This is a genomic window from Streptomyces sp. P9-A4 (genome assembly GCF_036634195.1).
GTDB lineage: Bacteria > Actinomycetota > Actinomycetes > Streptomycetales > Streptomycetaceae > Streptomyces.
Genome location: NZ_JAZIFY010000001.1, coordinates 2,977,507 through 2,988,877, shown reverse-complemented (window position 1 = coordinate 2,988,877; position 11,371 = coordinate 2,977,507). Strand labels below are relative to the sequence as shown.

At 72.0% G+C, this 11,371-nt stretch carries 9 protein-coding genes and 1 pseudogene; 7 read left to right on the top strand and 3 right to left on the bottom strand.

All coding sequences use genetic code 11. The features are described from left to right. Positions 1 to 39: 39 nt before the first annotated feature. Together V4Y03_RS13380 and V4Y03_RS13375 are read left to right on the top strand one after the other, a co-directional pair. A complete protein-coding gene (locus V4Y03_RS13380; RefSeq protein WP_442809566.1) occupies positions 40 to 219 on the top strand; it encodes a hypothetical protein in 180 nt (59 codons plus the stop codon). Between the two features lie 179 nt (positions 220 to 398). Continuing rightward, on the top strand, positions 399 to 896 hold the full coding sequence (locus V4Y03_RS13375; RefSeq protein ID WP_317874219.1) for a GNAT family N-acetyltransferase: 498 nt from the start codon (positions 399 to 401) through the stop codon (positions 894 to 896). 16 nt (positions 897 to 912) lie between these two features. Here the strand turns inward: V4Y03_RS13375 and V4Y03_RS13370 are convergent. Both V4Y03_RS13370 and V4Y03_RS13365 read right to left on the bottom strand, forming a co-directional pair. Then, a pseudogene (locus V4Y03_RS13370) lies at positions 913 to 1,685 on the bottom strand (IS5 family transposase). A 157-nt stretch (positions 1,686 to 1,842) separates the two neighbouring features. Next, positions 1,843 to 5,124, bottom strand: a complete 3,282-nt coding sequence (locus V4Y03_RS13365; protein ID WP_332435062.1) for a S41 family peptidase — start codon at positions 5,122 to 5,124, stop codon at positions 1,843 to 1,845. A gap of 173 nt (positions 5,125 to 5,297) precedes the next feature. Here V4Y03_RS13365 and V4Y03_RS13360 point away from each other — a divergent pair, with 173 nt between their 5' ends. Together V4Y03_RS13360 and V4Y03_RS13355 are read left to right on the top strand one after the other, a co-directional pair. After that, entirely contained in the window at positions 5,298 to 5,870 is a 573-nt protein-coding gene (locus V4Y03_RS13360) for a TetR/AcrR family transcriptional regulator (protein WP_317874217.1), read from the top strand. A 107-nt stretch (positions 5,871 to 5,977) separates the two neighbouring features. Beyond that, positions 5,978 to 8,173, top strand: a complete 2,196-nt coding sequence (locus tag V4Y03_RS13355; RefSeq protein ID WP_332435061.1) for an MMPL family transporter — start codon at positions 5,978 to 5,980, stop codon at positions 8,171 to 8,173. An 86-nt stretch (positions 8,174 to 8,259) separates the two neighbouring features. Here the strand turns inward: V4Y03_RS13355 and V4Y03_RS13350 are convergent, their stop codons facing one another. Beyond that, on the bottom strand, positions 8,260 to 8,619 hold the full coding sequence (locus V4Y03_RS13350; protein ID WP_317874215.1) for an SsgA family sporulation/cell division regulator: 360 nt from the start codon (positions 8,617 to 8,619) through the stop codon (positions 8,260 to 8,262). A gap of 180 nt (positions 8,620 to 8,799) precedes the next feature. Between V4Y03_RS13350 and V4Y03_RS13345 the strand changes: the two genes are divergently transcribed. From V4Y03_RS13345 to V4Y03_RS13335, 3 genes are read left to right on the top strand one after another with little or no spacing between them, the layout of a single operon-like run. Further along, positions 8,800 to 9,825, top strand: a complete 1,026-nt coding sequence (locus V4Y03_RS13345; RefSeq protein ID WP_332435060.1) for an energy-coupling factor ABC transporter permease — start codon at positions 8,800 to 8,802, stop codon at positions 9,823 to 9,825. Between the two features lies 1 nt (position 9,826). Continuing rightward, complete coding sequence (gene cbiQ, locus V4Y03_RS13340; protein WP_317874213.1) at positions 9,827 to 10,588, top strand: cobalt ECF transporter T component CbiQ; 762 nt, start codon at positions 9,827 to 9,829, stop codon at positions 10,586 to 10,588. After that, positions 10,576 to 11,331 carry an energy-coupling factor ABC transporter ATP-binding protein gene (locus V4Y03_RS13335; protein ID WP_332435059.1) on the top strand — a complete coding sequence of 252 codons (756 nt, stop codon included), beginning with the start codon at positions 10,576 to 10,578 and terminating at the stop codon, positions 11,329 to 11,331. Before cbiQ ends, V4Y03_RS13335 begins: the two co-directional genes overlap by 13 nt. The last annotated feature ends 40 nt before the right edge of the window (positions 11,332 to 11,371 follow it).

The following is an 11,371-nucleotide window of genomic DNA, read 5'->3' as shown; positions in this document are numbered from 1 at the left end:
CCCCCGCACACATCTTTCTAGGAGTGAACGTTCATGGGCATGGCAGACCAGTTCAAGGACAAGTCGGAGCAGCTCAAGCAGCAGGCCAAGCAGGCCATGGGCAAGAAGAAGGACGAGGCGTCCGAGCGCGCCTCCCAGGGCCGCGACCGCTCCGACGACGAGACGCGCCGGGCCCAGCAGGAGGCCCGGGACCGTCTCGACCAGGACTACGACGCCTGACACGTCGCGTTTCGCGTGCGATCGTGTCGGTCGCGTCGGGAGGGCGCACCCGGGATCACCCGGGTGCGCCCTTTCACGTGCGCGTCCTCGGGCGACGCTGTTGTACGACACCCGTTCAGGCCCGCCGCAGGCCGAAAAGTTGTACGTGTCCGGCGGCGGATCTTCGTACGGTGGCGCCCATGGCCGTACTTGAGCGACTGCGATCCGATCACGCCACCGCCCTCCTCGCCTTCGAGCGCGAGAACCGGGCGTACTTCGCCGCGTCCGTGCCCGACCGGGGGGACGCGTACTTCGCCGACTTCGCGGAACGGCACCGGGCGCTGCTCGACGAGCAGGAGACCGGGACGATCCGGTTCCATGTGCTGGTGGGGGAGGGCGGGGAGATCCTCGGGCGGTTCAACCTGGTCGACCTCGTCGACGGGGAGGCCGAGCTGGGCTACCGGGTGGCCGAGAAGGCGACCGGGCGCGGGGTGGCGACCGCCGGGGTGCGGGAGGTGTGCCGGCTGGCGCGCGAGACGTACGGGCTGAGCCGGCTGACCGCCGTCACGACCCTCGACAACGCGGGGTCGAGGGCCGTGCTCGGGCGGGTCGGTTTCGGGGTGGTCGGGAGTGTGACGCTCGGCGGTGAGGCGGGGGCCGCCTACGAGCTGGACCTGGGGGAACTGGCCTTCCTCTAGGGTCTGTCGTCAAATGTCACGCCCACATCAGGAGTGAGGCGAGGGCGACGGCGGCTTCGTAGGACTGGGCGGTCTTGTCGTATCGGGTGGCGATGCCCCGCCACTGCTTCAGGCGGTTGAAGCAGCGTTCCACGACGTTGCGATGCTTGTATGCCTCGCGGTCGAAGGCCGGCGGGCGGCCTCCGCGGCTGCCTCGCCGGGCCCGGTTGCGGACCTGGTCGGCCCGCTCGGGAATCGTGTGCGGGATGCCCCGACGGCGGAGCCAGGCACGGATCGCCTTCGAGCTGTAGCCCTTGTCTCCCAAGACGTGATCGGGCCGGATCCGGGGCCGTCCCGGTCCGATCCGGGGCACCCGGATCGCTTCCATGACCGTGGTGAACCGGGTGCAGTCGTTGGTGTTGCCGCCCGTGACGACGAAGCCGAGCGGACGGCCCCGCCCGTCGCAGGCCAGATGAATCTTGCTGGTCAGGCCACCCCTGGACCGGCCGAGGGCCGGGTCGCGGAGCCCCCTTTTCGGGCCCCGGCCGCGTGCTGATGGGCGCGGACGACCGTGGAGTCGACCGACACCAGCCACTCGATGTCGCCCGCCGCGTCCGCCTTCGCCTGCGCGGCCCGCAGCATCCGGTCGAACGTCCCGTCCGCCGCCCACCTGCGAAAACGCGTGTGGAGCGTGGCCCACGGCCCGTAACACTCGGGCACGTCCCGCCAGGCCGTCCCGGTCCGGAACTTCCACACGATCCCGTTCAACACCCTGCGATCGTCCAGCCGCTTCCGCCCCCGCAACGACACGGGAAGCAACGGCCGGACGAACTCCCACTCGGCATCAGACAGCTCATGACGACGTATCACGCAACCATGATCCACCAGCAGCGATCATTTGAAGACACCGCCTAGGGCCTGTCGTCGACCTCCCACCTGCCCCGCGGCGGGAGTTCGACGACAGGCCCTAGGTCGCCCTCGGCGGCAGTTTCGGGCGGGAGCGGTCCGGCAGGGCCTCGTACCCCGGCGGGCTCGCCGCCGGGGTCTCCGTGAGGAGCGCGAGGGCCATGTGGACCGCGTCGTCGAGCTGTCCGTACCGGCCCTCCGCCCAGTCCAGTGGCGTACGGAGCACCGCGAGGTCCGGTTCGACGCCGTGGTTCTCCAGGGACCAGCCGTACTCGGGGAACCAGGCCGCGTTCATCGGGACGGTGATCTGCGTGCCGTCCCCGAGCTGGTGGCGGCCGGTCATGCCGACCACCCCGCCCCAGGTGCGCTGGCCGACGACCGGACCGAGGCCGAGCAGCTTGAACGCGGCGGTGATCATGTCGCCGTCGGAGGAGGTCGCCTCGTCCGCGAGCGCGACGATGGGGCCGCGCGGGGCGTTGGAGGCGTACGCGACGGGCTGGGCGTTGCGAGTGAGGTCCCAGCCGAGGATCTTGCGGGTGAGCTTCTCGACGACGAGTTCGCTGATGTTGCCGCCGGCGTTGCCCCGTACGTCGACGATCAGCGCGGGCCGGGAGACCTCCATCCGCAGGTCGCGGTTGAACTGGGCCCAGCCCGAGCCGCCCATGTCGGGGATGTGCAGATAGCCGCACCGGCCGCCGCTCAGCTCCCGTACCACCGCACGGCGTTTGGCCACCCAGTCCTGGTAGCGCAGCGGCCGTTCGTCGACGAGCGGGACGACGGCGACGCGACGGGCCCGGCCCTCGCCCTCGGCGGGGGTGAAGGTCAGCTCGACCGTGGTGCCGCCGGTGCCGGAGAACAGCGGGTACGGGCCGGCGACGGGGTCCACGGGCCGGCCGTCGACATGGGTGAGGACAGCGCCCTCGCGGATGCCGGTGCCGGCCAGCGGGGAGCGGGCCTTGGAGTCGGAGGACTCGCCGGGCAGGATGCGCCTCACCGTCCACCCGGCCTCGCGGAGCACCAGGTTGGCGCCGAGGAGGCCCATGGGCCGCTGGTAGTGCGGGGGGCCCTCGTTGCGGCGGGCGGGGGTGACGTACGCGTGCGAGGTGCCCAGTTCGCCCATCACCTCCCGCAGCAGATCGGCGAACTCGTCGGGGGAGGCGACCCGTTCGACGAGCGGCCGGTACTGGTCGAGGACGGCCGTCCAGTCGACCCCGCCCATCCCGGGCTCCCAGAAGTAGGCGCGGACGATCCGGCCGGCCTCGTCGAAGGCCTGCCGCCACTCGGCGCCCGGGTCGATCTCGTGCAGGATGCGCCGCAGGTCCAGATAGACGGTGGAGTCGCCGTCCCCGGACTCGGTCGAGGGCACGGCCCGCAGCTCGCCGTCCTCGGCGACGACCAGCCGGGTGCCGTCGCCGCTGACCGCGAACCAGTCGAGGTCCTTGGCGAGTTCGTTCCTGCGGGCCTTGGTGATGGAGAAGTGCTCCAGGGTGGGCTTTCCCGAGGTGTCGGCCGGGTTGGCGAAGGTCTCGCCGAGCGCGCCCGAGATCGGCCAGCGCAGCCAGACGAGACCGCCGCCGCTGACCGGGTGCAGGGCCGAGTACTTGGAGGCGGCGACGGGGAACGGGGTGACCCGCTCCGCGAGCCCCTCGATCTCCACGGTGACCGTGCCGTCCCCGGTGTCCGTGTCGTCGTCGGCGGGGTCGAGACCGCCGGCCGCCGGCCGCCCGTCGGGCAGCAGCGCGAACGGCGAGGGCGTCGCGGAGGAGAGCGGGACGAGATAGGGGCGGCAGCCGAGCGGGAAGGACAGATCGCCGGTGTGCACGTCGTACACCGGGTCGAAGCCGCGCCAGGACAGGAAGGCGAGATAGCGGCCGTCCCGGGTGAAGACGGGGTTCTCGTCCTCGAAGCGCCCGTTGGTGACGTCGACGACGGTCCGGGCGCCGGGCCCGGAGATCCGGGCCATCTTGATGGAGCGCAGGGAGCGGCCGATGCCCGGGTGGGACCAGGTGAGCCAGTCGCCGTCGGGGGAGAAGGCGAGGTCGCGGACGGGCCCGTTGACGGACCTGATCAGCTCGGTGACCTCGCCGTCGGAGTCCTCGGTGGCGTCCAGGAGGAGGAGCCGGCCGTCGTGGGAGGCGATGGCGAGCCGCTCGCCGTCCGGGTCGGCGATCAGTTCCTCGACCCGGCCGAGGTCGCCGGAGGCGAGGCGGCGCGGCGGCCGGTCGCCGCTGGCGCGCGGCAGACAGGCGATCTCGACGGCGTCCTCGCCCTCGGCGTCGGTGACGTACGCGACCTGCCCGAGGCTGCCGAGCATCTCGGGCAGCCTGACCCGGACGCCCGGGGTGTCGACGATGGTGCGGGCCGGGCCGTCGCGGTGGGTGAGCCAGTACAGGCTGCCGCGTACGGAGACGGCGCTGGCGCGGCCGGTCTCGTCGACGGAGAGCGCGTCGACGTGGTGGGCGGCGGGCGCCTGGTAGGCGCGCCGGCCGACGCGCTGCCCGCCGAGCCGGACCTCCAGCTTGCGGGGGCGGGAGTCGGCCGTGAGCGCGTCGACGACCCAGAGTTCGCCGGCGCACTGGTAGACGACGCGGTGGCCGTCGCTGGAGGCGTGCCGGGCGTAGAACTCGTCGTGGTCGGTGTGGCGGCGCAGGTCGGTGCCGTCGGGCAGGCAGGAGTAGAGGTTGCCGACGCCCTCGTGGTCGGAGAGGAAGGCGACGCGGCCGTCGACGGCCATGGGGCAGTCGAGGTGGCCGCCGATGTCGGGGAGGAGCCGTTCGCCGTGCAGCCAGAGGCGCCCGGTGGCGCCGCCGAGGTAGCGCTTCCAGGCGGCCGGTTCGTGCGGCGGCTTCCCGGTGAGCAGCAGGGTGCGGCGCTCCCCTTCGGCGTCGGTGACGCTGATGTCGGAGACCGGGCCCCAGGGCAGGCGGCGGCCGGGGGAGCCGTCGGTGGGGACGGTGTAGGCCCAGGAGTAGTACGAGAAGGGCTGCCCGTGCGAGGAGACGGCGAGGATCTCGGAGCGGCCGTCCTGGTCGGGGGGCGTCCAGCCGCAGACCCGGGTGTCGGTGGACCCCCAGTAGCTGAGTCGCCGGGCGGCCCCGCCGTCTATGGGGACGAGGTGGATCTCGGGGTCGAGGCTGCGCCAGTTCGTGTACGCGATGTGGCGCCCGTCCGGCGAGAAGCGCGGGTGGCCGACCCGGGTCCGGTCGACGGTGAGCCGCCAGGCCCGGCCGGGGCGGTGGCCCTCGGGGACGAGCGGGGCGATCCACAGGTCGTCCTCGGCGGCGAAGCACAGCAGGTCGTCGTGGAGGTGCGGAAAACGGAGATACGCGACGTCGTCACTCACGCCCTCATGCTTTCCGCGCGGAGGGGGTGTGGCAACTCGTACGTGCTTGCGGGTTTTCCGTCCCGCGGGTTTTTCCGTGTGGCCCAGGACACGTACGAAACGGTTTCGTTTCGTTGGGGCCGGGGGTACCTTCGTACTGTACGAAACCGTTTCGTTCGGTCCGGAGGTTCGGCATGGCCCGCAGCAGACTCACTCCCGAGCGGGAGTCCGAGCTGTACGCGGCCGTTCTCGACCTCCTCCGCGAGGTCGGCTACGACGCCCTCACCATGGACGCCGTCGCCGCCCGCACCCACTCCAGCAAGGCCACCCTCTACCGCCAGTGGGGGAGCAAGCCCGAACTGGTCGCCAGGGCGCTGCGCGCCAACAAGCCGGCCGACCTCTCCGAGATCGACACCGGCACCCTGCGCGGCGACTTCCACGAGCTGATGACCCGGACCGACGACTGCCAGATGGAGAAGGACTCCGCGCTGATGCGGGGTCTGGCCCATGCCGTCCACACCAACCCCGAACTGCACCGGGCGCTGCGCGAGCTGCTCGTCGAACCCGAGATGAACGGCCTCGACGAAGTACTGCGCCGAGCGGTCCGCAGGGGCGAGATCGCCGCCGGCAACCCGGCGCTGAAGCTCGTCCCGCACATGCTCATCGGTGCCTTCGTCGCCCGCCCGCTGATCGACGATCAGCCGGTCGACCGCGCGTTCCTCAGCGCGTACATCGACGCCGTCGTGCTCCCCTCACTCGGCGTCTGACCCTCCCCGCAGCTCCATCCGTACCTCTCTCCACCTGACGTCGCACCGCTCACGCCGTCGGGCCGGCTCCCCATGCCCTGACCCACCCCACACCGGGAGACGCCCCCGTGGCCACGTTCCTCTACAAGTTGGGCCGTTCCGCCTTCCGGCGCCGACGGCTCGTCGCCCTCCTCTGGGTGGCCCTCCTGGCGGTCGCCGGGATCGGCGCCGCCACCGCACCCGCAGCGACCTCCGGCTCCTTCTCGATCCCCGGCACCGAGGCCCAGCGCGCCTTCGACCTGCTCGAAGAGCGCTTCCCGGGCGCCGGCGCCGACGGGGCCACCGCCCGCGTCGTCTTCAAGGCCCCCGAGGGCCAGAAGGTGACCGACCCGGCGCACAAGGCCGTCGTCGAGGAGACCGTCGCCGCGCTGAAGTCCGGCTCGGACCAGATCGTCTCGGTCGCCGACCCGTACACCGCGCAGGCCGTCTCCCAGGACGGCTCCACCGCCTACGTCTCCGTCGCCTACAAGGTCAACGGGATGGAGCTGACCGACGGGACGCGCGAGGCGCTGACCCGGGCCGGGGAGAACGCGCAGGGCAAGGGCCTGACCGTCGAGGTCGGCGGTGACGCCCTCCAGACCATGCCCGAGACCGGCGCCGGCGAGATCGTCGGCGTGGTCATCGCCGGTGTCGTCCTCGTCCTGACCTTCGGCTCGCTCGTCGCCGCCGGACTCCCGCTGCTCACGGCGATCATCGGCGTCGGCATCGGCGTCTCGTCGATCACCGCGCTGGCGAACGTCCTCGACCTGGGCTCCACCACCTCCACCCTCGCGATGATGATCGGCCTCGCGGTCGGCATCGACTACGCCCTCTTCATCGTCTCCCGCTACCGCGCGGAGCTGGCCGACGGCCGCGAGAAGGAGGAGGCCGCGGGCCGCGCGGTCGGCACGGCGGGATCGGCCGTCGTCTTCGCCGGACTCACCGTCGTCATCGCCCTGGTCGGCCTGGCCGTCGTCAACATCCCGATGCTGACGAAGATGGGCTTCGCCGCCGCCGGCACGGTCGTGATCGCCGTACTGATCGCGCTGACCCTGATCCCGGCGCTGCTGGGCTTCGCCGGTGACAAGGTCATCGGCCGCAAGCAGCGCCGGGCGGAGAAGGCGGGGAAGGCCGGGGAGGACTCCGCCCGGAACAAGAGCGGCAAGCCCAACGGCGGCACCCGCTGGGCCCGCTTCGTCATCCGCCGCCCCGTCATGGTGCTGCTGATCGGCGTCCTCGGCCTCGGCGCGATCGCGCTGCCCGCCGCCTCCCTGGAGATGGGCCTGCCGGACGACGGCGTCAAGCCGACCTCCACCTCCGAGCGCCGGGCCTACGACGCCCTCTCCGACGGCTTCGGCCCCGGCTTCAACGGCCCGCTGCTCGTCGTCGTGGACGGCGACAAGGCGACCGCCGACAAGACCGTCTCCACCATCAAGGGCCTCGCAGGCTGGGCGGCCGTCACCCCGGCGACGCCGAACAAGGCCGGCGACGCCGCCATGATCACGGTGGTCCCGAAGGACCGGCCGTCCTCGGCCGCCACCGAGAACCTCGTCCACGACATCCGCGGCGCCACCGGCGACGACGTCCTCGTCACCGGCGCCACCGCGATGAACATCGACTTCTCGCAGAAGATGAACGACGCCCTGGTGCCGTACCTGGCGCTCGTCGTCGGCCTGGCCTTCCTGCTCCTGACCCTGGTCTTCCGCTCGGTCCTCGTCCCCCTGAAGGCGGCCCTCGGCTTCCTGCTCTCGGTGGTCGCGGCCCTCGGCGCGGTCGTCGCGGTCTTCCAGTGGGGCTGGCTCGGGAGCCTCTTCGGGGTCGAGCAGACCGGCCCGATCATGTCGATGATGCCGATCTTCATGGTGGGTGTCGTCTTCGGTCTCGCGATGGACTACGAGGTCTTCCTCGTCACCCGGATGCGCGAGGCGTACGTCCACGGGGAGCGGCCCGGCGAGGCGATCGTGACCGGCTTCCGGCACAGCGCCCGGGTGGTCACCGCCGCCGCGGTGATCATGATCGCGGTCTTCTCCGGCTTCATCGGCATGGACGACCAGATGATCAAGATGATCGGCTTCGGCCTGGCCGTCGCGGTCCTCTTCGACGCCTTCGTGGTCCGGATGGCGATCGTCCCGGCCGTGCTGGCGCTGCTCGGGCACAAGGCCTGGTGGCTGCCGAAGTGGCTGGACCGGATCCTGCCGAACGTCGACGTGGAGGGCGAGTCGCTCGCCCGGCACACCGACGGGACCGCGGGCGAGAGCGCGAAGCCGGACCTCGTGAAGGTCTGATCCGGGCTTGTTCGACCCGGGCTTGTTCGACCCGGGCTTGTTCGACCCGGGTTTGTTCGATCCGGGTCTGCTCGACCCGTACGCCGTCAGTGCGTCGACAACGACGTGCCGGCGGCGTACGTGTGCCTGAGGAAGCGGAGCAGGGCGTTGGTGTCGAACTGGACGACCGTGACCCCGTCGTCCGTGTGCAGCTCGACCACCGTCTGGACCCGGCCGCAGGGCCAGACCCCGATGTCACCGCGGCGGGTCGGGGCGCTGAGCCCGGTCTCCAGCAGGGCGCGCGGGAAGGACCACTCGACGGCGCCGGGGAAGCCGAAGCGGACGGTCGCGGGGGAGAAGCCGGGGTCGTAACGGAGGGACACCGGCACGGGGCGGGAGAGCGGGGCGTCGCTGATGATCCGTCCCTTGGCGTGGTCGTCGACTTCGCGGTCGTGCGCGGCGGCCATCGGGGGGCTCCTCACGGTTTGTCCTCTTATCGACTAACTCTTGCACTCCTTCCCGGAGGGTGCGCGGCGCATGCGTGGACGGCCACGGGTGTGCGCGGGGTCACGCGCGACCGTGCGCCGCCGTTCTGTGACCCGTGCGCTCTTGCAAGCTCTTTGCAGGAGCGTCCTATCATTCGGAACGTGCATGTACCTGACGGATTCATCAACGCCCCCGTATCGGCCGCCGCCGGTGTCGTCGCCGCCGGCGCGGTCGCGATCGGCCTGCGCGGGGCACGGCGCGAACTGGACGAGCGGACCGCGCCGCTCGCCGGACTCGTCGCCGCCTTCGTCTTCGCCGTCCAGATGCTGAACTTCCCGGTCGCCGCCGGGACCAGCGGACATCTGCTCGGCGGCGCGCTCGCCGCGATCCTCGTCGGCCCATGGACCGGCGTCCTGTGCATCGCCGTCGTCCTGCTCATGCAGGGCATCCTCTTCGCCGACGGCGGCCTCACCGCCCTCGGCGTGAACATCACCGTCATGGGCGTCGTCACGGTCGTCATCGCGTACGCCCTCTTCCGCGGCCTCGTCCTGCTGCTGCCCCGCACCCGCGCCTCGGTGACCGCGGCCTCCTTCGTCGCCGCGCTGGTCTCCGTACCGGCCGCCGCCGCCGCCTTCACGCTCATCTACGCGATCGGCGGCACCACCGACGTACCCGTCGGCAAGGTCCTCACCGCCATGGTCGGCGTCCACGTCCTCATCGGCATCGGCGAGGCCGTCATCACCATGCTGACCGTCGGCGCGGTGATCGCCGTCCGCCCCGACCTGGTGTACGGCGCCCGCGGCCTGACCGCCCCGCTCAAGCTCCGCGTCGACGGACAGCTGGTCGACGCGGCCCCCGCCGCCGCCCCGGCCGCCGCCCGCTCCCCGAAGAAGCTGTGGGCCGGCGGCGTCGTCACCGCCCTCGTCCTCGCCGGGTTCGTCTCCTTCTACGCCTCCGCCAGCCCCGACGGCCTGGAGAAGGTCGCCGCCGACAAGGGCATCGACGCCAAGGCCGAGGACCACGCCTCCGCCGGCTCCCCGCTCGCCGACTACGGCGTCAAGGGCGTCGAGGCCCCCCGCCTCTCCGGCGGCCTGGCCGGCGTGATCGGCGTGGGCGCGACCCTCGCCGCGGGCACCGGCGCCTTCTGGGTCGTCCGCCGCCGCAAGACCGCCGCCCCGGAGGCGTGACATGGGAGCGGGGCACGCGCACAAGCTCTACCGGCACGCCCACTCGCCGGTCCACGAGCTGCCTCCGCACACCAAGCTCGCCGCCGTCCTCGGCTTCGTCGTGGTCGTCGTCTCGACGCCCCGCGAGGCCGTCTGGGCCTTCGCCCTCTACGCCGTCCTCCTCGCGGCCGTCGCCGCGAAGGCCCGCGTCCCGGCAGGATTCCTGCTCAAGCGGCTCCTCATCGAGGTGCCGTTCGTCGCGTTCGCGCTGCTCATGCCGTTCGTCGTGCCCGGCGAGCGGACCACCGTCCTCGGGGTGTCGCTGAGCGTCCCCGGACTGTGGGGCGCCTGGAACGTCCTCGCCAAGGGCACCCTCGGCGTCGCCGCCTCGGTCCTCCTGGCCTCCACCACCGAACTGCGCGCCCTGATCCTCGGCCTCCAGCGGCTCAGGCTGCCCCCGCTGCTCGTCCAGATCGCCTCGTTCATGATCCGGTACGGCGACGTCATCACCGACGAGATGCGCCGGATGTCCGTCGCCCGCCGCTCGCGCGGCTTCGAGGCGAAGGGCGTCCGCCACTGGGGCGTCCTCGCGAAGTCGGCCGGCGCGCTCTTCATCCGCTCGTACGAGCGCGGCGAGCGGGTCCACCTCGCCATGGTCAGCCGTGGCTACACCGGCACCATGCCGGTCATCGACGAGGTCACCGCGACCCGCGCCCAGTGGGCGTACGCCGCAGCGCTCCCGCTCACCGCCCTGCTGATCTGCCTTCTGGGATGGACCCTGTGACGACTCCCCCCTCGCTCGAGGTCTCCGGTCTCGCGTACGCGTACCCCGACGGCCACCAGGCCCTCTTCGGCGTCGACCTGACCGTGGGGCGCGGCGAACGGGTCGCACTGCTCGGCCCCAACGGCGCGGGCAAGACCACCCTGGTCCTCCACCTCAACGGCATCCTCACCGGCGGCGCCGGAACGGTCACCGTGGCCGGGCTGCCCGTCGGCAAGAAGCACATGGCCGAGATCAGGCGCAAGGTCGGCATCGTCTTCCAGGACCCGGACGACCAGCTGTTCATGCCGACCGTGCGCGAGGACGTGGCCTTCGGCCCGGCGGCGGCGGGCCTCCGGGGCGCCGAGCTCGAAGCCGTCGTCCGCAAGGCCCTCGAACGGGTCGGGATGGCGGAGTTCGCGGACCGGCCGCCCCACCACCTCTCCTTCGGGCAGCGCCGCCGGGTCGCCGTCGCCACCGTCCTGGCGATGGAGCCGGAGATCCTCGTCCTCGACGAGCCGTCCTCCAACCTGGACCCGGCCTCCCGCCGCGAACTCGCCGACGTCCTGCGCGCCCTCGACGTCACCGTCCTCATGGTCACCCACGACCTGCCGTACGCCCTGGAGCTCTGCCCGCGCGCGGTGATCCTCAGCGAGGGCGTCCTCGCCGCCGACGGGAAGACCGGCGAGATCCTCGCCGACGAGGAACTGATGGCCCGGCACCGCCTGGAGCTGCCGTACGGCTTCGTGCCGCAGTCGGTGGCCTGAGGTCCGTACGGAGCCGGTTGCCCGAGGCCCGTACGGAGCC

What these genes read in the sequence shown, in the direction of transcription:
- V4Y03_RS13380 (WP_442809566.1), top strand. Translation starts at nt 40, where the DNA reads ATGGCAGACCAGTTCAAGGACAAGTCGGAGCAGCTCAAGCAGCAGGCC.
- V4Y03_RS13375 (WP_317874219.1), top strand. Translation starts at nt 399, where the DNA reads ATGGCCGTACTTGAGCGACTGCGATCCGATCACGCCACCGCCCTCCTC.
- V4Y03_RS13360 (WP_317874217.1), top strand. Translation starts at nt 5,298, where the DNA reads ATGGCCCGCAGCAGACTCACTCCCGAGCGGGAGTCCGAGCTGTACGCG.
- V4Y03_RS13350 (WP_317874215.1), bottom strand. Translation starts at nt 8,619, where the DNA reads ATGGCCGCCGCGCACGACCGCGAAGTCGACGACCACGCCAAGGGACGG.
- cbiQ (WP_317874213.1), top strand. Translation starts at nt 9,827, where the DNA reads ATGGGAGCGGGGCACGCGCACAAGCTCTACCGGCACGCCCACTCGCCG.
- V4Y03_RS13335 (WP_332435059.1), top strand. Translation starts at nt 10,576, where the DNA reads ATGGACCCTGTGACGACTCCCCCCTCGCTCGAGGTCTCCGGTCTCGCG.